Genomic DNA, 23,380 nt, shown 5'->3' on the forward strand with positions numbered 1-23,380 from the left:
ACAATTTAGTCAAAAAAGTTGTTATACTTATATAAACATCTATTACCCTTAAATTTAAGCAGTTTTCTTTTGATAAAATACGATTTACACAGCCATACAACGCATTCAGACGGACATTTAACAGTTGAGCAATTATTAAACCGCGCCGTAGAAAAAAACATTGATGTGTTTGCGATAACCGATCATGACACTGTGGCTGCTATTACGCCGGCAAAAGCGTTTATCGAAACAGAAAACCTACCGCTTAAGCTTATATCTGGCGTAGAAATTTCTACCAAGTGGGAAAGCTTTGAAATACATATTGTTGGGCTAAATATTGATATAAACAACAATGCCCTTACATCATTGTTATCGGCGCAGCAGCAAAAGCGTGATGAACGCGCTATTGAAATAGGCAAAAGGCTGGCAAAAAACGGTTTTGATGGCATTTACGAGCAAGCCAAGGCGCTGGCAGAAAACGCCCAAATAACACGTGCACATTTTGCGCGTGCATTGATTGAAAGAGGCGTTGCTAAAAATTTTCCTGGGGTATTTAAAAAATACTTAGGGCGCAGTAAAACAGGTTATGTTCCTAGCAATTGGTGTGATATGCAAACAGCCATTAGCGCCATTCATGCTGCAGGCGGGGTTGCGGTACTTGCACACCCAGGGCGTTATCAAATGTCTAATAAATGGTTACGCAAGTTACTTGTGCAATACAAAAGTGACGGGGGCGATGCCATGGAAGTTGCGCAGCCGCAACAAGCGCCCACTGAACGCCAATTTTTAGGACAATTGAGCCAAGAGTACGGTTTACTGTGCTCGCAAGGTTCTGACTTTCATTTTCCAACTAGTTATTTAGAGCTAGGTAAAAACTTATACTTACCCAAAGACTGCCAAGGGGTTTGGCAAGTGTGGGAAGGGCAAGAAGGAGCATTATCATGAGTCAATTAATTCATATTCACCCAGCAAACCCACAGCCACGACTTATTAGCCAAGCGGTTGATATTATTAAACAGGGCGGGGTTGTTGTATACCCAACAGATTCGGGCTACGCGATAGGGTGTAACCTCGGTAATAAGCAAGCAAAAGAGCGCATTGAGCGTATTCGTGGAATAGAAAAACACCATAACTTTACGCTGGTATGCCGCGATTTATCTGAGCTGGCAACTTATGCCCGTGTAGATAACCAAATGTTTAGGCTTATTAAAAATAATACGCCAGGGCCATACACCTTTATTTTTAAAGGTACAAAAGAGGTGCCAAAGCGGTTATTAAACGATAAGAAAAAAACCATTGGTATGCGCGTTATAGAGCATCCAATTGCATGTGCATTACTTGCAGAGCTTGGGGAGCCGTTAATGTCGTGTTCGTTAATTTTACCTGGAGAAGAGTTTACAGAATCAGACCCAGATGAAATTTTAACGCGTTTAGATAAACACGTAGATTTAATTATTGACGGTGGACACCTTGCAGAGCAAGCAACCACGGTTATTGACCTATCAGAAGACGATATTCACATTTTACGTGTAGGGTGTGGCGATACCAGCCCGTTTGAGTAACCTTTGTGAGTGATACAACACAGGGCGAAAAAAATACTCAAAGTGAGCCAGTGCAGCAAAAGCTGCCACTGGCTTTTTTGCATGGCAAAGCCGTTGTAGATAAGCCTGAAGATTTATACATTCCGCCCGATGCACTTGAAATTATTTTGGAAACCTTTGAAGGCCCGCTTGATTTACTGCTGTATTTAATAAAAAAGCACAAGTTAGATGTGCTCGAACTCTCTATTTTTAGCATTACTGAACAATATGTCAGTTATGTAGAAATGATGAGTGAGTTTCAGTTAGAACTTGCCGGTGAGTACTTAGTAATGGCAGCGTTATTGGCGCAAATAAAATCGCGTCTGTTATTGCCTGTGCACGAGGAGCTCGAAGAAGAGGAAGACCCCCGCGCAGAACTGATCAAGCGTTTACAAGAGTACGAGCAGTTTAAAAAAGCAGCCGAAAATATAGATGCCATCCTCCGTGTAGGCCGTGATATTTTTGTCGCACATGCAACTATGCCGGTTATTGAAAATACCGCTCAAAACCTGCCAGAGCTTGAGTTAAAAGATTTAATGTTAGCTCTGAGCGACGTGATGGCGCGCGCCAAAACATTTGAGCATCACCAAGTGACAGCAGAAGCCCTCTCTACCCGTGAGCGGATGAGCCAAATTTTAGCCCAGCTGAGTAACGCAAAAAAAGCGCTGCCGTTTAACGATTTATTCACCCTTAGCGAAGGGCGAAGCGGTGTAGTGGTTAGCTTTATTGCTATGCTTGAGCTTATAAAAGAAGGCTTAATTAGCTGTTTGCAAGTCTCACCTGATAGCCTAATTTACATAAACCTTACCGACACGCCAAATAGCTAATTAGTAAAACTGTAGCTCAAGTTGTATGTGCGTATATGCACAGATGCTGTTTGTATACGCTATTTTAGTTTTTCTTCACCCTCTATATTCTTAAATTATTGAATTTAGAGGAACCCACATGTTTAAAAATACGCCCACATCTTATGGCCTTATTGCCATTATTTTACACTGGTTGATGGCTCTTACCGTGTTTGGTTTATTTGGCTTGGGCTTATACATGGTTGAGCTAACCTATTACGACAGCTGGTATAAAGGCTCACTGGATTTACATAAAAGTATAGGTATAACGCTTGCCGCAGTGCTTATTTTTAGAATTTTGTGGCGCGTATTCAGCCCCAAACCTCGCCCCCTTAGTCAAAATAAAACAGTAAACCACATTGCACATACCGCGCATATTGTTATGCACCTAATTTTAGCAGTCATTGTAGTGGCGGGTTATTTGATTTCTACCGCCGATGGCAGAGCAATCGCCGTTTTTTCGATATTTAATGTACCTTCTTTGGATTATAGCTTTGATGGACAAGCCGATATTGCCGGAAAAATTCATTACTACGGTGCGTGTACATTAATTGGCTTGGCTGTTTTGCATGCACTGGGGACATTAAAGCACCACTTTATTGATAAAGATAAAACCTTAACAAGAATGATCAAACCAAAGGAATACTAACATGAAAAAACGACTAGTAAGTGCAGCTCTATCGGGTGTAATGATGTTATCGGCCACTGCAAATGCAGCAGATTATGTAATTGATACGCAAGGGGCGCATGCATTTGTTACCTTTAAAATTAAGCATTTAGGCTACAGCTGGCTGCACGGGCGATTTAACCGTTTTGATGGCAGCTTCAGTTACGACGCTAAAGCGCAAACAGGGTCTAATATTTTAGTAAATATAGATACAGCAAGTTTAGACTCTAACCATGCTGAGCGTGATAAACACTTACGCGGTAAAGACTTTTTAAATGTGGATAAATACCCAACAGCAACATTTAAAAGCACCAATGTGGAATTTACCGATGATGATACAGCCACAGTAACGGGCGACTTTACTTTACATGGCGTAACTAAACGCATTACGTTTGAAATGGATAAAGTAGGTGAAGGGCAAGACCCTTGGGGTGGCTACCGTGCTGGTTTTGAGGGCGAAACCAGTTTAAAACTCACCGATTACGGTATTGATTATAATTTAGGCCCGGCGTCTACCCATGTTGATATTGGGCTGTCTATTGAAGGTGTGCGTAAATAATAAAGCGTAGATTAAATTAAAACGCCACTTTAGTTAGTGGCGTTTTTGTTTTTTGTAGCGTGAATTCTTGATTCTAATAAGGGTTTTAAATGTGGGGGCAACCAGCGTAACATTACTTGGTGGTATTTCTCGGTTTGCTTAATTTTTTTTAATTGCTCATCTAATAGTTGAATATTTTTAGCACCTTGTTCATTTTTAGTGCAGCCAATATAGCCATAACTTAACGGTGGCGCTTCAACAATCGCTCGCTGAGTTAGGTTTTCTTCAAAGTACATAGATTTAGCTAAGTAATGGTGCTCACTTGGGTAACCTAATAAAATATCTAAGCGCTTTAAATTAAGCATATAGGTAAGGCTGGCTAAACTATTTCGCGTTGGGCGAATAACAATATCAACATCGGGGGTGTTATTTATTACGCTGTCGAGTTGCTCGCCGTATGAGCGGTTCATAGATACACCTAATGTGAGCTTTTTTTCTGCTAGTAAATCCTGCAACGACACCGCCTCTGAGTTAGGCACTTCAAGCGAATGCGCCAAACCTTTATGCATAGCAATGGAAGGTGAAAGGCCCGTGGTTGAGCTTTGCTCGCTAAAGTGAATAAACTTTTCTCTAAATGCATTTTTATAAAGTGATAGGGCACAATGTGTGGCTGATTTATTGGCTAGTTCTTGCGTAACTTTGCCAGAGGGGATAACAAGGCGATTAAACGTGATGTGCTCAAGTTGTTGCTCGAGTAAGGTTATAACGCTTTCATCACGCCCCTGGTGTTGGTATTTTCCATTTAAAATGTAATAGGGCGCAAAGTCGTGCGTTAGCCAGTTAATCGTGTGGGCGTAACTGACTGAAGAAATGCTTAAATATAAGGTGATACACAAAAATGCACGGAGCATTACTACAACTACCTAAAACAATGAAAGTATCGCTATTGTAGTCAATTAAGTGCAACAAAGTAAAATGCCAGCTACAAAGCTGGCACATTTTATTAACATTAACTGCTTAAGCAGTTAATTGCTCGCAATGATTAGTTGGCTTTTAACCATTTTACAAATTCGCGCGCTTCGCTTGCTTTTTGAAACATTGCGTTTTTCAAACCTTGTGTATCACTAAAAATAACACGTTGTTTGTTTACAGAAATTGATTGCACCGGATGGGCAATTTGGATCATAGATCCATTGTATTTATAAGACATAATAAAACTCACTTTATTCTTGTTATTTACTCTGCGCTATTTTTTATAGCCAAATGCAGTTAATAAATTAACGATGTTGTGTTTAGCTTCATTACAGTGTTGACGATCTTTATGACACTTTTGCGATGATATTAAAAAAATCATCAAGGTATTAATAGGGGTTCTCGCCGTACAATAACTTAGCTTTAAAATATACGTTTTGCGGGGCTTACTGGATCAGGGTAAAAAGGTTAACCGCGGTGGTTTTTTAAGACCAGAGGGGAAAGGTAACCTAAATAAAAAATGTGTGCAAGCTATTTATTTAAAAATTATTTATACTTAATTTTATCAACTGCTTAAACGCATGGATTTTAACCTTAAAAAGGTAAGTATGAATTACATAATAGTCAGCGATATTTATGGTTTAACAGCACCTTTAATGAGGTTGTTAGATATTATGCAAGCCAATACAGAGGTTATAGACCCCTACAAAGGAGAACTGCAACCCATTGATAGTGAAAAGTATTATTATAATAAATTTATAAATGACTGTGGCCATGACAATTACGTAGCTAAGCTCTTAAATGTATTTAATAACCTTACAGAGCCAACAGCCTGTATAGGGTTTAGTGCAGGCGCAAGTGCCGCGTGGCGCGCGCAGTTATTAACAGGCAATCCACACCTAAAAAAGCTGATTGGCTTTTACCCTTCACAAATTAGAAATCATTTAGATATTGCGGCAAAAGTACCTTGTACGTTTATTTTTCCACATACCGAAATGCAGTTTAATGTAGATGAAGTGATAAGTGCTTTAGCCAGTAAAAGCCAAGTTACGTGTAACAAAACACCGTTTTTGCATGGTTTTATGAATGCTTACTCAACTAATTACAATGTAAAAGCATATGATGAGTATTGCGCACTTATTAAAAGCACTTAAAGTGTATTTAACTGCGTTTTAGTAATAACAGGAAAGTCGGTACGCGTATTATATTGCGCGTACAAGGTAGTAAAAATACTACTGCGTGAGAGCTTATCTAGCTCTTTTATGAGCGTTTTGGCACTTGTGCGCGCAGCTCTGCAGCATAGTTGGTATTGTTTTATTATAGCGGCAACGCTTTTACCTTGTTTGTGAAGGGCTAAATCGGCTTCTACAAAAAATGCTGCCCCTGTCCAATAAACCCGCTGTTGTGCACGTTGCTGCCACATATCACTTGAAAGTTGATTAAGTGGCTGTTGCTTTGTTTTAGTTTGTAAGCGTGCTCGCTCAAACCCTGCGTTTAGGCGCTGAACAAATTGCGCTTGGCTAATGACACCGCTGTTGCGCATTATTACGTTTTGCATGTAACTGGCAAACCCCTCGCTTAACCAAAAGCCAGAGTAAGGCAGTAGTGGTAAATATAAATGTGAAAGCTCATGGTAAAGTGTCCAATCTTTTGTAAATGCATTTAAACTTGCGTAGCGGTCAATATGCAGCTCTAATCCATCGGGATTATTTCGTTTTACGCTAGCCCATGGCACGGGTTCAAAAGCAAAATATTGTGGCTTTAAATAAATAGGGAGGGTGCTTTGTTGTAATGGCCCTAAAGTATTTTGTGTTTTTTTAAGGCTTTGATTTACCCAAGTAGCTACCGTTTTTTGACCCTTAGTAGTGAGTGCGTCTAAATTATGAATAACTACATCAACAGCTGAGGCATTTAAAGAGCACATTAATAGCAATAACAGCCAAAATAACTTCATTTATACCTCCTAAATACGCGCTTAATACTAGACCCACTATTTACGTAATTAAGCACACGTAATTCGTTATTTTTTTAACTAATATCAATTATAAAAAGCAAATTGCATACATGCTCAATCAAGCATGATTTAATCAGGTAACACTATTTTTAGTATAGGTATTAACCATGGCTTATCAGCATATTAAAATCCCTGAGCACGGACAAAATATTACTATTGATCCTAAAGGCCAATGGCATGTGCCTGTAAATCCTATTATTGCTTATATTAATGGTGACGGGGTTGGGCAAGAGGTCACACCTGCCATGCAGCATGTGGTGAATAATGCCATTACACACTGTTATGCAAAGGAGCGAAAAATTCACTGGATGCAAGTATATAACGGCGAGCAAGCAGCAAAGTTATATGATGGCGATTGGTTCCCAGAGGAGACTATTAACGCAGTACGTGCGTGTAAAATAGCAATTAAAGGGCCGCTAACTACACCTCTTGGCGGCGGTTTTCGCTCATTAAATGTGGCGCTAAGGCACGAAATGGATTTATTTGTAAATATGCGCACTGTTAAAGGGCTAAGTGCGTTGCCATCGCCGTTAAAAAATCCATTTTTAACTAACATAACAGTGCTGCGTGATAGCAGCGAAGATGTATATTCAGGAATAGAGTGGCAAGCTGGCAGCGTAGAGAGCGAGAAAATGCTCGACTTTTTATGTGAAGAAATGGGAGTAACGCGCCTAAGGTTTTCTCAAGAGTGTGGCATAGGTATAAAAAATATATCTAAAGAAGGCTCCGAGCGCCTAGTACGCTATGCAATTAATTATGCCCTTAAAAATAACAGCGAATCGTTAACACTTGTGCATAAAGGAAATGTACTTAAATTTACCGATGGTGCCTTTAAACGTTGGGGGTTTGCCTTAGCCCAAAATGAGTTTAACGCTACCCCACACGAAAATGGGCGCTGGCTTGAAATAGCACGCGCTAATAAATCGCCTTTAATTATTAAAGAAGTGATAGCCGATAACATGCTGCAACAATGTTTAATGAACCCAGAGCAATTTGATGTGGTGGCAACCACAAACCAAAATGGCGATTTTTTAGCAGATATGCTCAGCGCACAAGTTGGGGGAGTGGGCATTATGCCGGCTGCTAATTTAAATAACGATGTGGCATTTTTTGAGCCAACCCATGGCACGTTTGAGAGAATAGCAGGGCAAAACAAAGCAAACCCAAGTAGCAGTATTTTAAGTGCCGTTTTAATGCTTAAGTTTATGGGCTGGGATGAGGCAGCAACGCTGATTGAACAAGCGCTCGAACAAGCACTCAAAAGCAGTAATGTAACCTTTGATTTAGCGCAAAATATTAATAACTCGACAACCCTAAGCTGCAGTGACTTTGCACAAAAGGTTATCGAGTATTTTTAAGCAACTCCATTATTAGGCCGCTGTGGCTGTTTTTGCCTTGTGTACACATGGGCGATTAGTAAGCTGTGCAGCGCGGTGGTAAATATCGTGTGCATTAGGTTCATCGCACTGAGTACCACTAAGCGTATCCATTAATGCAACTACAATAATAGCCGGTACTTGGCAGCAGTATTCATCAAGTACTGCCTCGGTTGTTTGTGCATCTACATGGCAAAGCGGGTGGTTTTTACGCTGGTACGCATGCAGTAGTGTATCTACTTCTAAAATATCATCGGGTTGGTGCTTTGTTTTACGGCATTTACAACCAAACTCATCAACCAAGGTAGCAAGTGCTTGGTATGTCTCAGCGGCATTGGTTTTAGTGCATAACTGTTGGGTAATAAACTGATGTAAATTAGCGTCAATAAATAACCCGTCTTGTTGTGTGAAGCTTGATGTTGTCATAATCATTACTCTTAGTTTGTTGGCTTAACTTCACTTTAGCGCTAAGTGTATTATTAATGAAATTGTTGTTTTCAATAACTGACATTGATTTTATCAATAGTAAATAACAACTAACCAAAAACCACCTAGCATGCTTATTTAAAGTGGTGCAAAAACCTATAAAAATGCACAAAACTGGGACACACTAAATAATAATCAAAAGCATAGTTTAATTAAGTATTTGATTTTAATTGTTTTTTATTTTTGTGGTGGGTTGGCATCAAGGTTGCTAAATATAAAGGGTAGGGTTCACTCCTATTTCTACGATTTCAAAAGCGCCATGGTATTTTCCCAAAGTTGAATACCCTGGCGCTTTTTTATTTGAGCATTCATTTTATTTAACTGCAGTAATATTAAACTTTAATAAAGTAGAGAATGGTTCTCAAAATAGCGCTGACAATAAGCTGCAAATACCTATACCGCCAAACATAACACTCCTCGCAATTATCGATGCACTATCCATTTGTATAAATCTGTTTCTTTAATAATGCTTTAAGTGGCAACCGACATAGCTAGCTTTTCTATACCATGTGACGGTGTCCATCTTTTAAACTCTACAAAGCCATGCTTTTTATATAAATTTATTGCAGGAGTATTAGCAACCGCAGTCTCAACTCTTGCATAAGATAAATCACTCATTTTTAAAACATAATTTATTAGCTTACTTGCGATACCTTTTTTAAAATAACTAGGGTCAACAGTTAAGCTGCATATATCTAAACACTGGCTGTTTGTATCTACTTCAATAACCGCTGCTAAACATTGATTTTCGATGAAGCCATAAAAGGTTGTTTCTGACTTTTTAATATCTTCAGTATTACGTGCCAAAGGAGGAAAGTTAAGTGCCTCTATCAAACTAGCTTCGATAGCATAGGACTTTTGAAAGACAGTAAAAATTATATTTGCTATCTCGGTATTCTTATTATTAAGTTTGTTGATCATTGTATTCTTCTGCAAAAAGTTGAGCGAAAACATCATGCCAATTTTTGAAAACGCTAGCGCCTGATGAGCTGGGAATAACAAACTACCTATCAGCAATTGTTTTAGCAAACTCAAGCAACTCACGGCGTAACCACTGGTGTGCGGGAGCATGGTGAAGTAGTGGGCTCCATATCATTTTTACCTCAATAGGGACTATTTGAAACGGTACTGGGCTAATGACTAAATCGGTATGCGTGGTTAATAATTTAGCCTGCCTGCGCGGTAAGGTGGCAATAAGTTGCTCTGATTGGCATAGCAAACTTGCAATCATGTAGTGGCGTGTAAACACCCGTATTTTACGCGTTTGTTCTAGCTGCCAAAGTGCTTCATCTACCCAGCCTAGTTTTTGCTTGCCTGACTTATTGGTAACGGCGGCTTCTGGCCCCCAGCCTGCACGGTTTACCCAAACATGTTCTTTTTGCAGATAATCTTCAAGGCTTGAATGCTGTAAAAAGGTATTTTTAGGGTGGGTTAAACAGCAGTAATTATCGCGCCAAACACTGGCTTGATGAAACGAGCGAGGCAAGCCATTAAAACGGTTTATGGCTAAATCAATAGTCCCTTTTTCCATATCTTGTAGGTTTACATCGCTTGGACTCAGTACATCAAAATTAACCCCCGGGTTTTTAGTTAACTGCTCAGTAATAAAGGGGGCAATTAAGGTCGACTCCATGTAGTCGTTTGCCATTATTCTAAAAGTCACCTCTGCCGTTGCTGGGTTAAATTGCTCACTGGGCTGAGTAATCGCCTCTGCCATTTTTAAAAGAGACTCTATTTCAGGCTTTAAGCTAAGTGCTTTGCTGGTGGGGGTCATAGAGCCTGCGGCACGCACAAGTAGTGGGTCGTCAAATAAATCACGTAATCGTTTAAGTGCGTTACTCATCGCAGGTTGTGTTAGTGCGAGTTTATTAGCCGCTTTTGAAACACTTTTTTCATCAATGAGCACATTTAAGTACACTAATAAGTTGAGATCGACGTTACGTATATTCATATGATCAATTTTATTTATATGCTTTATTAATTACCTAAATTAAAGCCTGCTTGCTAAGGTGTAAATAATTAATAAAAAATAACCGCTATAAGTGGTAAAAATAAAAGTGTTGTAACCATGTCAAAATCGTTAACTAATCAGACCAATAATGCGCTTCAGCAAGTTATTGCTACTAAGTTGGCCCGCGCTGTTTTTGCAGGCTTTGAAGCAATGTTTGCGCAGTTTTTAAATATTACCCTAGGTGCGCAAAGCCGGTTTGAACAACAAAAATATCACGATGTGCAAACTGCCATGCGCGAACGCTTACAAGTGTACGAACGTGAAGTAAAAAATGTCAGTGAAGCTGTGAGAGTTATTGCTTACGCTGAACTGTCTTGCCCGCAAACATGGCAGCTAGCTAAAAATATATACGGCGATATGGTGCAAAATCATGAAAACAAACCCATAGCGCATACCTTTTTTAATTCTACCTTTGGTGCAATTTGGGACGATAAAAAAATTCGTACAGTACATTTGTTTGTATTAAAAGCAAAATACAGAAGCGAGCCGCGCTCGTATGAAAATTTAGTAAGGCGAATATCGTTTAAAGATGGGTTTAACCATGCTGTAAAAACGCTCATTACCCGCCAAGCTTTTAGAGTACCTTTTAGTCATTTAGACGCCGATTTAAACGCATTGCAAACAACGTTAATGGCCGGTGCAAAGCAGCAATGTAAACAAGTGTATGAGCTTATAAATTTAAACGACGGGTTTATAGAATACGCAAATTCATTATTTTTTAGAAACAAAGCCTGCTACTTAATAGGGCGCTGTATTGCTAAAAATGGCGATAATATGCCTTTTGCTATCGCCATATTAAATACTAATAAAGGGTTAAAGCTTGATGCCGTAATGATGGGCGCCGATCAGTTAAGTTTACTGTTTGGTTTTGCTCGTACCTATTTTATGGTTGATACCGACCAACCCGCACGTTATGTAGATTACTTAAGCGTGCTGATGCCACATAAAAAACGCTTTGAGTTATTTAACGCCATTGGCTTTATTAAGCACGCTAAAACAGAGTTTTATCGTTACAAAGTTGATACCACTAAAAATAGCCCTACTAATTTTAAATACGTGACAGCACCAGGTACTCCCGGCATGGTTATGCTGGTATTTACCATTGAAGGGCTAGACTACGTTTATAAAGTAATAAAAGATAAATTTAGTGCACCAAAAACAGCCACCAAAGCGCAAGTAAAAGCCAAGTACAACTTTGTAAAGCAAGCCGACCGAGTAGGGCGCTTAGTAGATACACACGAATTTAGGTATTTAGCGTTCGACCTCAGCCGCTTTAGCGACGAGTTACTTAAGCAAATGAAGGCACAAATTGGCAGCAGCATGGTTATATCGGGTAAGGCGCTTATTTTAAAGCATGTGTATGTTGAGCGAAAAATGACGCCGCTTAATTTATACATTAATCACTGCTCTAACAAAGCATTACAACAGGTTATGACCGATTACGGTAAAGCGATTAAAGACTTAGCCGGCGCAAATATATTCCCAGGCGATATGCTAATGAAAAACTTTGGCGTAACCCGTTGGGGGCGCGTTGTTTTTTACGACTTTGATGAAATTTGCCCATTGACTGATTGCCACTTTAGAGATGTACCTAGCGCACAAAACGACCTAGAGGAGCTAAGCGCCAACAGTTATTTTGATATAGCAGAAAACGATATTTTCCCCAGTCAGTTTAAGGTGTTTTTTAGCGCAAACGAAACGGCATTTAACTATTTTAACTGCGAACATAACGATCTGTTTTTAGCCGATTTTTGGCAAGCTTGCCAACAACAAATTAAATCAGGCTTTTTACCTGACGTATACCCGTATAAACAAAGCTGGCGGTTTAAATAAAAATAACTAACCCCATGTCTAGCTAGGGCCTGTTTATCTTTCGAGGTTAAATTTGCAGCCGTCTGTTTGGTAATTAGGCAAGGCAGAGCCTATGTAGTGTGGTTGTTCCCCATAAATAGGCGATAACGTAGCATAAATGCCAAACAGGCGCTGCCCGAAGGGTTTCTACCTAGGGGCCATTTACTCTTTGTTGCCTACATGGATGTAGGTAAGGGGCGTGAGCAGGACGCGGAAGCTTTGCTCGGTTTTTACTTAGCCCACTAGGTTACAAACCTCGCGCCGCGATTAAATGGCCCCTAGATTGAACAAATTTTAATCCTGAAAGGTTAACAGGCCCTAATTAAAAGGCTAAATACGGAGCATTAATGAAATATATTTCTCATGAGGGTGGCACCCTTGCATTTAGTGAAACCGATAAACCGGTTTTAAAAAGCCACGAAGTGCTAGTAAAAGTGTCTGCCATAGGTGTAAATCGCGCTGATTGCATGCAGCGCCAAGGTAAATACCCAGCGCCAGCTGGGGATAGCCCCATTTTAGGTTTAGAGTGCGCAGGCACAGTGGTTGAGCTTGGTTTTGATGTTGATAAAAGCTGGCTTAATAAACGTATTTTTAGCTTGTGCGCAGGCGGGGCTTACAGCGAATACGTTGCCATAGATGCTAAACAATTAATGGTATTGCCAGATGATTTAACCATGGTTGAAGGTGCAGCTATTAGCGAAGTGTACCTAACAGCATTTGGTGCGCTTTTTGAACTGGGTAAATTACAACAAGGCCAAACAGCGCTTATTCATGCAGGGGCAAGTGGTGTAGGCGGTGCGGCTATTCAAATGGCTAAAAGTGCAGGTGCAACGGTGGTTATTACTGCCGGCTCAGATGAAAAATGCGAGCATGCAAAAGCCCTTGGCGCCGATCATGCCATTAACTATAAAACAACTGACTTTGTAGAATATATGCAAGCAAATGAGCTTTTAGCAAATGCAATTGTAGATCCTGTTTCGGGCAGTTATTTAAATAAAAATGCGGCTATTGCTGCCATGGATTGCCAAATTATTATGCTCGCTTTTTTAGATGGGCGTTTTGCTGAGGTTGATTTTGCAGCGCTACTACGCAAACGTATTTCGTTTCATGCATCAACACTTAGAAACCGTAGCATTGAGTTTAAACGCCAATTACGCGATGACTTAGTTGCGCGTTTTTACAATGATATTGCTACTAAAAAGTACGACTTTAACGTGTATAAAACACTACCGTGGAGCGATGCAAACGAAGCGCATGCTATTTTAGAGCGTAATGAAAATGCCGGTAAAGTGGTATTACTTGTAGAATAACCACCCAATGTAACACTGAGGCGTGTGTTGGCGTTGTTAATGCATGGCTCAGCTAATATAATTTAGTAAATATAAAATACGTACAAAACACACAAGGTTAAAAATGAACCCAATACTAGCAATACTTAAAGAGCACAGTGTAAGCGACGAAAAAGTAAAAGCATTGTTCGAGGCCTTTACACAAAACCCAATGATGGCAATGGCATTAGTACAAGAGCTTGGTATTCCGCCTGAAAAACTACAGCAGTTAATGGCCGTGGTGATGACTCAGCCGCACTTAATTAAAGAAGCCACAGACGAACTCGGCCTAGACTTTGAAAAAGTAAAAGAAGCGAAAGACAAGCTAAACCAGCAATAAGCTTCACGAATTACTCCTTACCAAGGCATAAGCCTTGGTAATTCTACCTAAAATCACCACACTTTTTGTTACATTATTCATTGAACTGCTTGGTATTAAGCTAGTCATACTATTACTTATGATAGGTAGGGACTAGGTATGAAGCCACTTTATAAATTTTGGAAAAATAACCGTTCGTTAATTTTATTTATTGCGCTGATGAGCGTGTTTAGAAGCGCAGTTGCCGATTGGTATGAAGTACCGACAGGCTCGATGAAACCCACCATATTAGAAGGCGACAGAATCTTAACCGATAAAATGGCTTATGATATACGCATCCCTTTTACACATATTCCTTTAGTTAAATTAGCCGACCCACAAACAGGCGATATTATTGTATTTGACTCACAAGCTGCTGATAACCGGTTAATTAAACGCGTAATTGGTGTGCCAGGCGATACGGTAGCGCTTTATAACAACGAGCTAGAAATTAATGGCGTTAAACTTAAATACAATAACTTGCAAAGCAATATTGATTCTTTAGATAAAATAGAAGATTTAAATGGCCACAAACATACGATTCGTGTTGCGCATACGCCTTCACAGCTATCGGGTTTTAATAAAATAACTATTCCTGAAGATTATTATTTAGCAATGGGTGATAACCGCGACCACAGTGCTGACTCGCGTGTTATTGGTTTAATCCCCCGCAGCGAACTACTTGGCAAAGCAGAGCGCATTATTGTGTCGCTTGATTACGACGATTATTACTTACCTCGTAAAAACCGCTTTTTAAAACCCTTACTTTAAGGCGGTTTTGGGCGCTAACCATACGCCCGATTTTAATCGCTTAGCTCTACAATTTTTTGCGCAATATTATAAAGCGAGCAGTGCGAGTCCATTGCTTGCTTTTGCAGCTTTTTATGAGCTTGCTCTTCGCTAAGGCTTAGCTGCTCTATTAAAATATACTTTGCCTGATGTATTATTTTTTGTTCTGTTATTACCCGTTTAGCATCAACTAAAGCCTGATTTATTTGCTTAATATGTTGGCTTTGCTCCATGATTAAGTCGTACATGCTTTTATTACTATTGAGTTTATTAGCAGCGGTATTTTGGGGGGTATTTTGTTTAAACGCGAGTTGCCCGTCGGTCATTGGCATGTATTGTTCTTCAAGGCTGCTTATAACCTGTTTATTTGAATTTAAAGTGCGCTGAGCCTGAGCAATTTGCATTGCTGCAGAGTCAATAAGGTAGTCACTGAGGTTTTGCTCAATTTTGTGCATAATATCGATACGCGTTGTTGTTACCTCGTACCACACCTCACTAAGCTGAGAAAGCGGCTGCGCATTTTCGTCATCTAAATTTTGTAAAAGCCCGCGTAGCTGATCCACTTGCTTATTTACGGGATGATCAGTTAACGAGCGATAGCATTTTAATACGTGTTCGTCGGCGTATTCGTTAAAAAACGTAAAGCTGTGGTGCTGTTGTTGAACAAAATGAGCAAGCTGTTGTTTTTGCTCCACGGTAAACTTACTTGATGCAAACGCTTGCGCGCCACAGGCACGTTCTTGTCCGGCGTATTCTTTACCTTGCATAAAATTAAAATAAGCCACTAGCAATCGTGTAACGCGCGGGTCGCTTGCGCCATCGGCGGCTTCTAAAATTATATTTAGCAAACACGAAATAAGCTGCGTATACGATTGAGTTGCATGCACTGGGGTAATTTTTTGATTTGCTATTTGTTGTCGCAGCTCTGGCAGCGCCTCTAACGATTGCAAACTATGGGTAATTAAATTGTACAAACGGGTGTGGCCCGTGTCGGCGTTATCGGTAATAAAGGTCGTTTTAATTGAGTGGTAAAACTGCGTTTGTGTTTGCTCTGTTAAGCTAATTTGTTGTTTTAGCTGCGAGGCAAAACGTTTGCGGTTAGAGGCTAAATAAATATTGCTCATGCCGCGCTCTTTTTGTAACTGATGTATAAAATCGCCCAGTTTAGTAAGCGATGCACAGCTTTTTTGAAGCTGTTTTAAGGCATGAATTTCTTGGTATTTTGCTGCTAATAAAAACTGTTTTGTGAGAGGATTACTCGATAACATAGGACTTGTTCCACACTTTTTTGTATATAAAGTGCAACCACTGTTCCAATCATTTAAAAATTTTTCGATTGAATTTAAAATTAAATTAAAACAGCTGCTTAAAGCCATACTTGTTATTTGTTCCCATTTTAACTTATCTGTCCTTATTACAGGAATAAACCTTTTTGGTGCAAAAATAGTTGTTTTTGCACTCGATTGCGCCCTTCATGAATTAGGGGAAAAAAGTGTTTACTCTGTAAACTGCACAGAGCAAACACCAGAGGGGGAATTTATGCGTTACTACATTGCAGCAACGCTGGGCTGATAGCCATTTGATGATTTATTACCTCGCCAACCATAATTAGCGTAGGGCCCGTTAATGTGTGCACCGTACTCTCGCTAGTAATTTTCTCAAGCGTGCTGGTTATTATTTTTTGCTGGTTGGTGGTGGCATTTTCTATCAATGCGACAGGGGTTGTTTTAGGCCAGCCAACCGATTGCAAACCAGTACTTAATGCGTTTAAACGTCCTAAGCCCATATAGACGACTAGCGTGGGGTTGTTAGAGCCTTGTACATAGGTGTAGTTGTGCCAATTAGGGAGTTTATTAGGATCGGCAAATTGCGCCGTTAAAAATGTAACACTTCGGGCCACATCGCGAGCAGTAAGCGGTATACCAGTATAAGCCGAGGCTGCACACGCGGTAGTAACGCCCGGGACAATAGCAAAATTAATATTGTGCTGTGATAGGGCGTTGGCTTCTTCATTAATGCGCGCAAAAATACTGGGATCGCCACCTTTTAAACGAACAACTTTAAACCCTTGTTGTGCGTATTTTACTAATAAGGCACTAATGGCAGCTTGTGGCATAGAGTGCTTGCCTGCGCGTTTACCTACATACACTCGCTGCGCATGTTTAGGCAGTGTATTTAAAAGCGCTTCACTAACTAGGCTGTCGTACAATACCACGTCGGCTGCTGCAATCAGGCGCTGCGCTTTTACAGTTATAAGCTCAGCATCGCCCGGGCCTGCCCCTATTAAATACACGTGGCCGTTTTTTTGATGTTTAGCTTTGTGCTTTGCATCTTGAGTGAGTTTATTAACAAACTTGTTTAGCCATGGGCTTTCAATACCCGAAAAATACGAAAGAACACTCATTTTATTGCTCCTTATGCTAACGCTGTAATGGCTTTTGGCTCAGCGCTAACAAAGACATTGCCATTGTCTATTTTGGCTTCAAATACGGGGAGCTGTATTGCCTCTGCTTCTAGGCATTCGCCAGTATTTAAACAAAAATGTTGCTTATACAAAGGGGAGGCCACTACTAATTTTCCATCAATAGAGCCAATAATGCCGCGCGATAGTACATTGGCTTTGCCTATCGGGTCGTAGTTGCTAATGGCTAACACAGGCTCACTATTTTGTGGAACATAAAATATGGCCACTTGCTGGTTGTTTACTAATGCGCATACGCCACTATTAGCAACTAGGTCGTCGGTTGTTCCAATTTTATGCCAATACATCAGCTTGCTCCTGCTCAATTTCCATTACGGGGATACGGTTTGTCGAATTTTGCTGGTTACGTTTTTCAGACTCTGTTGCGGGGCGAATTTGGTTGCGCTCTTGTACAAATAAAATATTGCTATCGGCATCTGGGCTATTAATAAATTGGCGGAACCGTTTTGAGGCCTCTGGACTTTCAACTGCTTTTTTCCATTCGCAGGCATAAGTTTTAGTTATAAGCGCCATTTGCGTTTCAAGCTCATGGCAAATACCTAGGCTGTCTTCTATTACTACGCTTTTTAAATAATCTAAACCGCCTTCTAAATTTTCTATCCACACTGAGGTGCGCTGCAGTTTATCGGCGGTTTTAATGTAAAACATGATCACGCGGTCAATGTATTTAATGAGTGTTTCGGTATCTAAATCGGTAGCAAATAAATCAGCATGGCGCGGGCGCATACCGCCATTTCCACATACGTATAAGTTCCAGCCATTTTCGGTTGCTATTACGCCTATATCTTTGCTTTGTGCCTCAGCGCATTCGCGAGTACAACCCGATACGGCCATTTTAAATTTATGCGGGGCGCGTAAACCTTTGTAGCGGTTTTCAATCGCAATCGCGTGGCCAACACTGTCTTGAACGCCATAGCGACACCACGTACTGCCAACACACGATTTAACGGTTCTGAGCGATTTACCATAAGCGTGACCGGTTTCAAAACCGGCTGCAATAAGTCTTTCCCAAATAATAGGGAGCTCTTCAAGGCGTGCGCCAAATAAGTCGATACGCTGCCCACCGGTTACTTTACAGTACAGGTTAAAGTCTTTGGCAACTTGGCCAATAACAATAAGTTTGTCGGGGGTAATTTCGCCACCCGCTATACGGGGAACGACAGAGTAAGAGCCATCTTTTTGCATATTTGCAAGGTAAGTGTCGTTGGTGTCTTGCAGGCCAACATGAGCGGGTTCTAAAATAAACTCATTCCACGTTGAAGCTAAAATAGAGGCCACGGCAGGTTTGCATATTTCGCAGCCGTGATGACCGCTGCCATGTTTAGAGAGCAAATCATCAAAAGTTTTAATGCTTTCTACTTTTACTAAATGCAGTAACTCTTGGCGCGAAAAAGCAAAGTGTTCACACACATGGTTGTTAACTTCAACCCCACGGCTTTGAAGTTCACTGTCGACTACCGATTTTAATAATGCGGCACAACCACCACAGCCGCTGGCGGCTTTGGTACAAGCTTTAACTGCAGATAAATCGCATGAGCCGCCATCAATTGCACCCACAATGTCGCCCTTGCTTACATTGTGGCACGAACAAATAGTGGCGGTATCGGGCAGGGCATTTCCCGCTAAAACAGGTGCTCCTTCGCTATCAGGTAAAATGAGGCACTCAGGGTGTGCGGGTAATTCCATGTCGTTTAACATGTACTGCAACAGTGTGTCGTAATCGCTAGTATCGCCAACAAGTACTGCGCCTAATAACTTGTTGCCTGCCTCATTTAAAATAATTTTTTTATAACAATCACGAATAGGATCTTGATAAATTAACTCTTTGCAATCGGGGGTTTTAGCGTGGGCATCGCCAATTGAGCCTACCTCTACCCCGAGTAGTTTTAATTTTGTGCTCATATCGGCGCCTAAAAACTCAAGTTCGCCGCCTGTAAGTTGGCTTGCAACCACGCGAGCCATGTTATAACCCGGAGCGACTAGGCCAAAAAGCTTTTTGTCCCACAAGGCACATTCGCCAATAGCATATATATCAGGGTTTGATGTTTGGCATTGGTTATTTATTACAATACCGCCACGTTGCCCTAATTCAAGTTCGGCCACTTTGCCAAGCTCATCGTATGGGCGAATACCGGCCGAAAACAAAATTAAGTCGGTTTCTAAAAACGTGTCATCTGAAAAATTTAATCTGTAACGGCTCGTTTCGCCTTTTACTATCTCGCTGGTGGCTTTAGCGGTATGCACGCTTACGCCCAATTTTTCAATTTTGTTTTTTAACAGCGTGCCACCTTGTTCATCAAGTTGTACCGCCATAAGTTGGGGTGCAAACTCAACTACATGAGTATCAAGCCCAAGTTGCTTAATTGCATTGGCTGCTTCAAGCCCTAATAAGCCGCCACCTATCACTACGCCACTTTTACTTTGTGCAGCGCTTGCTTTTATTTGCTCTAAATCTTCTAGGGTACGGTAAACCAAGCAATGGGGTTGGTCATTTCCTTTAATTGGCGGCACAAACGGGTACGAGCCTGTTGCTAAAATAAGTTTATCGTAATTAAATTTATCACCGGTTTGAGTGCTAACTACCTTGTTTGTTTTATCTATTTCATTAACCCACTGGTTAGTATGCACATTTATATTTAACTGCTGATAATTATCAAAGGTGGTTAGGGCTAAATCGGCGGCTGTTTTACCATCAAACACGCTGGATAAGTAAACACGGTCATAAGCTAAATTTGCTTCTCCACACAGTACGGTAATGTGCGCGTTAGCGTCGCTATGGCGCATTTGCTCTACAAAATGGTGCCCAACCATCCCATTCCCAATAATGAGTATTTTTGTTGGTGTTTGCATTGGTATCCCCTCAATGACGGTTTAATTTAAAAACAAAAAAGCCCGCCACAGTTACAAATTAATGCAACTGCGAGCGGGCTTCTTTGCCTGTGGTCATAACAACCTAAATGTGTGTCGTTTTAATAACGAACGGTATGGTTATCATATAAGCAAAAACACGGCCATTTTTATAAGTGTTTGTTTTTTAATAGCTACATTACTTTTAAATGGTTTTACTTACGCATATTTGAGTTGTTTTGGTGCGGTGCCAGCACTATGGGAGTGCACAAAATGAGGCTACAATGTGATGCTTAGCCAATAAAAGTGCATTTGTGCCGTTAACTAATAACGAGGAGTAAGCGTTTAGGCTATAAATAAAAAATGCACTTAGTGTTAATTTGAGGTGAAAATAACACTAAGTGCATTAATACTGTAAAGCGGTTTTACTTGCTTTGTTTTGCTAGGGTTTCTACATCGGTATCTTCAACAGGTTTAAAGCTCCCCGTTGCTTCATCGTAGGTTTTAATTTCTGCAGATTCTATATCATATACCCAGCCGTGTAGCTTAACTTGACCGGTTGCAATTTTTGCAGCCACAGCAGGGTGTGTTTTTATATGCTGTAGTTGTTGTACTACGTTTTCTTCAATTACTAAGCCTAGGTGGTCGTTATTGTTTAGCTCTGCGCAACCGCATTTTTCTTTTACAACTTCAGTTGCTACGCGGCTGTGGCCAAGCCACTCTTTAACGTGCGGTAAGCTTGATAAACCTTCAGTATTTATAGCGCCTTTCATTGCGCCACAATCCGAGTGCCCACAAATGATAATGTGTGATACGCCCAGTGCAGCCACCGCAAATTCAATTGAGGCTGTCATACCGCCGGTTTGATTACTATGTGGCGGGATAATATTGCCCGCGTTACGACAAATAAATAATTCACCGGGTTCAGTTTGAGTCACTAAGTTTGGATCAATACGCGAGTCGGCACAGGTGATAAATAACACTTCTGGGTTTTGACCATTGGCTAGTTTTTGAAACGCTGCTTTTTTTGATGGGTAAACTTCTTTTTGAAACTTAGCCACGCCCGAAATAATATGTTCCATGTACAACTCCTATTGGTGTAATTTAATCGTGTTATTTATAGCTTTATTCGCCTGACAAATTAGCGCCATTATAACTTTGTTCTTGTTTGTTTTGTACTATTACACTGTTTAATAAATTTCATACTCGCGAACAAAGGGCGACACACGTGCATGAAGTTATTGGCGAATACATGAGCGTACCTAGCAGAGGCTTCGAGTAAAATAAAAGGCGGTAAGTGGCGAAAAAGGTGGTTGAGAAGGTTATTAGCTTAACTTGCTTTAAGTTTATGGGCTGATTTTAAGTTATACATGCGCTGATCCGCTAAGGTTAAACACTCGGTATGGCTTTGGCACTCATCGCTAGATGCTATGCCATAACTAATACCAGATTGCGGCCATTGCTGTTGAATAGTGCGATGTAATGCGGTGAGCTTTTGGGTAAGTGTGGCTTTTAGTTGGGGGAGGTGTGATTTGTTTTTGACTTTACATAACCAAATAAATTCATCGCCCCCGGTTCTAAATACGGTGCCGTCTTGCGCTAGATGCTGTGTCATTAATTTTGCTGCATTAATTAAAAACGCATCACCTTTGGCGTGACCAAGCGCATCGTTTATTTTTTTTATTCCATCACAATCTATAAACACAATGATGTAAGCACTGTGTGCAAGTTTAATCAGCTCATCATTTAATAGTAGTCGGTTGCCAACTTGGGTTAGAGGATCAAAGCGAGATTCATGTAACAAGGTACTAAATTCATGCTGTTTTAACTTTAGCCACTCAGACAAAGACAGCACAATACACACACAATCTATTGCTAAGGCTAACAGCACAAGTATTTCTGATGAGGTCGCATTTATTAAATCAAAATGAAATGCAACGTATACTACTAATGACAGGCTATAGAGCATATTTCCAAATAAAAAATACTTGGCTCTAAAATCGTTCAGGCTAAGCATGGCAAACCCAGTGGTTAAGCTAAGCATAACCCATACGGCTGCTAAAAAGTGCGCGATATAAAACACTAAATAAAAGGGCATAAATAGGCTGCAGATACCGCATACAAATGCACTAACGGTAAAGTATTTTAAAGCACTCCCAAGCTTATTGGCTTTTTCTTTATCGAAATTAAACAGGTAGTAGGTAAATGCTGCTGCGCAACTCACAGCAAAGGCAAATAAATAAATCCCTAAGTAATGTTTATTAAAAGAGGGGCTGGCATAAATTGTATTTACAGCGCCCGAAGCAAACGCCCAGCCAAGACCGTGCAAACCGACATACCCAGCACAAAACAAGGCCACTTTTTGCTTTACTCTTAAAAACATTACAAAGGCCATCATTGCTAAAGTGAGCATGACAGAAATAGTAATAAGGCTTAATGAGTTTATATAAAACTGATGATGCAAAAATACACCTTCGCTTAAAATACTTAAATCAACCGGCGTTGGATAGTGTTTGGCTTCTAAATATATCCATAAATAGCCACTGCTTGGCGCATAGAAGGGCAGTTTAAATGCTTGTCCATGCATTAAAATTGCCGGTTGATTAACGTGAGACTGCGAAAAATCAGCAAGCTTAACTATATCCCCCTGTTCGGTTTGCCAATAGGCTAAACCAACGTCGATAAAATTGGCTTGCGGCAGCACATACCAAGCTCCAGTGGTGGGGTTATTTAACGCAATTTTTGTTATTACAGCGCCACTTTTACCGAGCAGGTTACTCGTTTCACTAGCGTTTTTATAAGATGTAATTACTTGCTGTGCAGAAGGAGGCGCATTGGATGCTGTGACAGGGCGCCACAGGTTATCATCCTCTAGGGTGATGTTGTTATTAAGTGTATAAGCATATGTTAGCGGGCTAAACAAAGCACAGAAAAAGAATACTGTTAATATACCAACCCGCACCATACCTAAACTCACTTTAAAAACCCACTAAGCGATTATAATCAAATTGTAAACAAATAGTATATAAATCAAACAAAATTATCGCCTTTAAGTAATGGCTTAATTTGGCTTTAAATAACAAACTGCATTAATAAATAAGTAATACGAGGGCGTTTTTGTTTAAACGAATTTATAAACACTGCGGGTGTTTGCAGTATTAGTTAGGATTTAAAGTAGATAGTGCTCTAACCAACTGAGCTATGATTGAACTATTAATTGCTTAATTAAATTGATTCAGTGGAATGAATAAATTTGA

General features: G+C 40.3%; 23 protein-coding genes. 11 read left to right on the forward strand and 12 right to left on the reverse strand.

All coding sequences use genetic code 11. The annotated features are described in order from the left end of the window. The first annotated feature begins 69 nt into the window (after positions 1–69). From rnm to PSH54_RS13195, 5 genes are all read left to right on the forward strand, one after another. Positions 70–924 carry an RNase RNM gene (gene rnm / locus PSH54_RS13175; RefSeq protein ID WP_004586790.1) on the forward strand — a complete coding sequence of 285 codons (855 nt, stop codon included), beginning with the start codon at positions 70–72 and terminating at the stop codon, positions 922–924. After that, entirely contained in the window at positions 921–1,541 is a 621-nt protein-coding gene (locus tag PSH54_RS13180) for an L-threonylcarbamoyladenylate synthase (RefSeq protein ID WP_004586789.1), read from the forward strand. The genes rnm and PSH54_RS13180 overlap by 4 nt, the downstream gene beginning before the upstream one ends. Positions 1,542–1,546: 5 nt before the next feature. Continuing rightward, positions 1,547–2,386 carry a segregation and condensation protein A gene (locus PSH54_RS13185; RefSeq protein ID WP_273606303.1) on the forward strand — a complete coding sequence of 280 codons (840 nt, stop codon included), beginning with the start codon at positions 1,547–1,549 and terminating at the stop codon, positions 2,384–2,386. A gap of 118 nt (positions 2,387–2,504) precedes the next feature. Further along, entirely contained in the window at positions 2,505–3,053 is a 549-nt protein-coding gene (locus tag PSH54_RS13190; RefSeq protein ID WP_273606304.1) for a cytochrome b, read from the forward strand. A 1-nt stretch (position 3,054) separates the two neighbouring features. Next, on the forward strand, positions 3,055–3,630 hold the full coding sequence (locus PSH54_RS13195) for a YceI family protein (protein ID WP_273606305.1): 576 nt from the start codon (positions 3,055–3,057) through the stop codon (positions 3,628–3,630). A gap of 29 nt (positions 3,631–3,659) precedes the next feature. Here PSH54_RS13195 and PSH54_RS13200 read toward each other — a convergent pair whose 3' ends face one another. Next, the gene (locus PSH54_RS13200) at positions 3,660–4,520 is read right to left on the reverse strand and encodes a transporter substrate-binding domain-containing protein (RefSeq protein WP_273606306.1); all 861 of its coding nucleotides are present in this window, start codon (positions 4,518–4,520) and stop codon (positions 3,660–3,662) included. Positions 4,521–4,651: 131 nt separating this feature from the next. Further along, positions 4,652–4,819: a hypothetical protein gene (locus PSH54_RS13205; protein WP_024033460.1), complete on the reverse strand. Its 168-nt coding sequence runs from the start codon at positions 4,817–4,819 to the stop codon at positions 4,652–4,654. Between the two features lie 370 nt (positions 4,820–5,189). On the opposite strand from PSH54_RS13205, the gene PSH54_RS13210 reads away from it, so the two are divergent. After that, entirely contained in the window at positions 5,190–5,735 is a 546-nt protein-coding gene (locus PSH54_RS13210) for a dienelactone hydrolase family protein (RefSeq protein ID WP_273606307.1), read from the forward strand. Here the strand turns inward: PSH54_RS13210 and PSH54_RS13215 are convergent. Further along, the gene (locus tag PSH54_RS13215; RefSeq protein WP_273606308.1) at positions 5,732–6,535 is read right to left on the reverse strand and encodes a M61 family metallopeptidase; all 804 of its coding nucleotides are present in this window, start codon (positions 6,533–6,535) and stop codon (positions 5,732–5,734) included. The genes PSH54_RS13210 and PSH54_RS13215 overlap by 4 nt on opposite strands. A 167-nt stretch (positions 6,536–6,702) precedes the next feature. Between PSH54_RS13215 and icd the strand changes: the two genes are divergently transcribed. Further along, entirely contained in the window at positions 6,703–7,953 is a 1,251-nt protein-coding gene (icd, locus tag PSH54_RS13220; protein WP_273606309.1) for an NADP-dependent isocitrate dehydrogenase, read from the forward strand. 12 nt (positions 7,954–7,965) lie between these two features. On the opposite strand, the gene PSH54_RS13225 is transcribed toward icd, so the two are convergent. The 3 genes from PSH54_RS13225 to PSH54_RS13235 all read right to left on the reverse strand — a co-directional run bounded on the left by PSH54_RS13225 (position 7,966) and on the right by PSH54_RS13235 (position 10,408). Next, on the reverse strand, positions 7,966–8,397 hold the full coding sequence (locus tag PSH54_RS13225; RefSeq protein WP_004586781.1) for a hypothetical protein: 432 nt from the start codon (positions 8,395–8,397) through the stop codon (positions 7,966–7,968). Positions 8,398–8,928: 531 nt separating this feature from the next. Further along, positions 8,929–9,378, reverse strand: a complete 450-nt coding sequence (locus PSH54_RS13230; protein ID WP_248461624.1) for a GNAT family N-acetyltransferase — start codon at positions 9,376–9,378, stop codon at positions 8,929–8,931. Between the two features lie 82 nt (positions 9,379–9,460). Further along, complete coding sequence (locus PSH54_RS13235) at positions 9,461–10,408, reverse strand: LysR family transcriptional regulator (protein ID WP_055255714.1); 948 nt, start codon at positions 10,406–10,408, stop codon at positions 9,461–9,463. A gap of 117 nt (positions 10,409–10,525) precedes the next feature. Here PSH54_RS13235 and aceK point away from each other — a divergent pair, with 117 nt between their 5' ends. The 4 genes from aceK (at position 10,526) to lepB (ending at position 14,776) form a co-directional block, all read left to right on the forward strand. After that, the gene (gene aceK / locus PSH54_RS13240; protein WP_273606311.1) at positions 10,526–12,301 is read left to right on the forward strand and encodes a bifunctional isocitrate dehydrogenase kinase/phosphatase; all 1,776 of its coding nucleotides are present in this window, start codon (positions 10,526–10,528) and stop codon (positions 12,299–12,301) included. A gap of 365 nt (positions 12,302–12,666) precedes the next feature. Further along, entirely contained in the window at positions 12,667–13,629 is a 963-nt protein-coding gene (locus tag PSH54_RS13245) for a zinc-binding dehydrogenase (protein WP_273586848.1), read from the forward strand. Between the two features lie 103 nt (positions 13,630–13,732). Continuing rightward, positions 13,733–13,987 carry a DUF2999 family protein gene (locus PSH54_RS13250; protein WP_273606312.1) on the forward strand — a complete coding sequence of 85 codons (255 nt, stop codon included), beginning with the start codon at positions 13,733–13,735 and terminating at the stop codon, positions 13,985–13,987. Positions 13,988–14,125: 138 nt separating this feature from the next. Continuing rightward, positions 14,126–14,776, forward strand: coding sequence for a signal peptidase I (lepB, locus tag PSH54_RS13255; RefSeq protein WP_004586775.1), 651 nt, complete (start codon positions 14,126–14,128; stop codon positions 14,774–14,776). A 32-nt stretch (positions 14,777–14,808) separates the two neighbouring features. On the opposite strand, the gene PSH54_RS13260 is transcribed toward lepB, so the two are convergent. From PSH54_RS13260 to PSH54_RS13285, 6 genes are all read right to left on the reverse strand, one after another. Further along, on the reverse strand, positions 14,809–16,062 hold the full coding sequence (locus PSH54_RS13260) for a nitrate regulatory protein (RefSeq protein WP_029771678.1): 1,254 nt from the start codon (positions 16,060–16,062) through the stop codon (positions 14,809–14,811). A gap of 269 nt (positions 16,063–16,331) precedes the next feature. Further along, on the reverse strand, positions 16,332–17,198 hold the full coding sequence (gene cobA / locus PSH54_RS13265; RefSeq protein WP_273606313.1) for a uroporphyrinogen-III C-methyltransferase: 867 nt from the start codon (positions 17,196–17,198) through the stop codon (positions 16,332–16,334). Positions 17,199–17,209: 11 nt separating this feature from the next. Then, positions 17,210–17,563 (reverse strand): nitrite reductase small subunit NirD, encoded by a 354-nt coding sequence (nirD, locus tag PSH54_RS13270; protein ID WP_024033472.1) that lies wholly within the window; start codon positions 17,561–17,563, stop codon positions 17,210–17,212. After that, the gene (nirB, locus tag PSH54_RS13275; RefSeq protein ID WP_273606314.1) at positions 17,550–20,126 is read right to left on the reverse strand and encodes a nitrite reductase large subunit NirB; all 2,577 of its coding nucleotides are present in this window, start codon (positions 20,124–20,126) and stop codon (positions 17,550–17,552) included. The genes nirD and nirB overlap by 14 nt, the downstream gene beginning before the upstream one ends. 422 nt (positions 20,127–20,548) lie before the next feature. Continuing rightward, on the reverse strand, positions 20,549–21,205 hold the full coding sequence (locus tag PSH54_RS13280; RefSeq protein ID WP_055255729.1) for a carbonic anhydrase: 657 nt from the start codon (positions 21,203–21,205) through the stop codon (positions 20,549–20,551). Between the two features lie 248 nt (positions 21,206–21,453). Next, positions 21,454–23,100 carry a sensor domain-containing diguanylate cyclase gene (locus PSH54_RS13285; protein ID WP_273606315.1) on the reverse strand — a complete coding sequence of 549 codons (1,647 nt, stop codon included), beginning with the start codon at positions 23,098–23,100 and terminating at the stop codon, positions 21,454–21,456. Positions 23,101–23,380: the final 280 nt, after the last annotated feature.

The sequence above is a fragment of the Pseudoalteromonas sp. Angola-30 genome, from assembly GCF_028599215.1.
GTDB classification, from domain to species: Bacteria; Pseudomonadota; Gammaproteobacteria; order Enterobacterales; family Alteromonadaceae; genus Pseudoalteromonas; species Pseudoalteromonas atlantica.

Coding starts and splice junctions, on each gene's coding strand:
- PSH54_RS13180 (WP_004586789.1), top strand. CDS start 921: ATGAGTCAATTAATTCATATTCACCCAGCAAACCCACAGCCACGACTT.
- PSH54_RS13190 (WP_273606304.1), top strand. CDS start 2,505: ATGTTTAAAAATACGCCCACATCTTATGGCCTTATTGCCATTATTTTA.
- PSH54_RS13195 (WP_273606305.1), top strand. CDS start 3,055: ATGAAAAAACGACTAGTAAGTGCAGCTCTATCGGGTGTAATGATGTTA.
- PSH54_RS13200 (WP_273606306.1), bottom strand. CDS start 4,520: ATGCTCCGTGCATTTTTGTGTATCACCTTATATTTAAGCATTTCTTCA.
- PSH54_RS13205 (WP_024033460.1), bottom strand. CDS start 4,819: ATGTCTTATAAATACAATGGATCTATGATCCAAATTGCCCATCCGGTG.
- PSH54_RS13210 (WP_273606307.1), top strand. CDS start 5,190: ATGAATTACATAATAGTCAGCGATATTTATGGTTTAACAGCACCTTTA.
- PSH54_RS13215 (WP_273606308.1), bottom strand. CDS start 6,535: ATGAAGTTATTTTGGCTGTTATTGCTATTAATGTGCTCTTTAAATGCC.
- icd (WP_273606309.1), top strand. CDS start 6,703: ATGGCTTATCAGCATATTAAAATCCCTGAGCACGGACAAAATATTACT.
- PSH54_RS13225 (WP_004586781.1), bottom strand. CDS start 8,397: ATGACAACATCAAGCTTCACACAACAAGACGGGTTATTTATTGACGCT.
- PSH54_RS13230 (WP_248461624.1), bottom strand. CDS start 9,378: ATGATCAACAAACTTAATAATAAGAATACCGAGATAGCAAATATAATT.
- PSH54_RS13235 (WP_055255714.1), bottom strand. CDS start 10,408: ATGAATATACGTAACGTCGATCTCAACTTATTAGTGTACTTAAATGTG.
- aceK (WP_273606311.1), top strand. CDS start 10,526: ATGTCAAAATCGTTAACTAATCAGACCAATAATGCGCTTCAGCAAGTT.
- PSH54_RS13245 (WP_273586848.1), top strand. CDS start 12,667: ATGAAATATATTTCTCATGAGGGTGGCACCCTTGCATTTAGTGAAACC.
- PSH54_RS13250 (WP_273606312.1), top strand. CDS start 13,733: ATGAACCCAATACTAGCAATACTTAAAGAGCACAGTGTAAGCGACGAA.
- lepB (WP_004586775.1), top strand. CDS start 14,126: ATGAAGCCACTTTATAAATTTTGGAAAAATAACCGTTCGTTAATTTTA.
- PSH54_RS13260 (WP_029771678.1), bottom strand. CDS start 16,062: ATGTTATCGAGTAATCCTCTCACAAAACAGTTTTTATTAGCAGCAAAA.
- cobA (WP_273606313.1), bottom strand. CDS start 17,198: ATGAGTGTTCTTTCGTATTTTTCGGGTATTGAAAGCCCATGGCTAAAC.
- nirD (WP_024033472.1), bottom strand. CDS start 17,563: ATGTATTGGCATAAAATTGGAACAACCGACGACCTAGTTGCTAATAGT.
- nirB (WP_273606314.1), bottom strand. CDS start 20,126: ATGCAAACACCAACAAAAATACTCATTATTGGGAATGGGATGGTTGGG.
- PSH54_RS13280 (WP_055255729.1), bottom strand. CDS start 21,205: ATGGAACATATTATTTCGGGCGTGGCTAAGTTTCAAAAAGAAGTTTAC.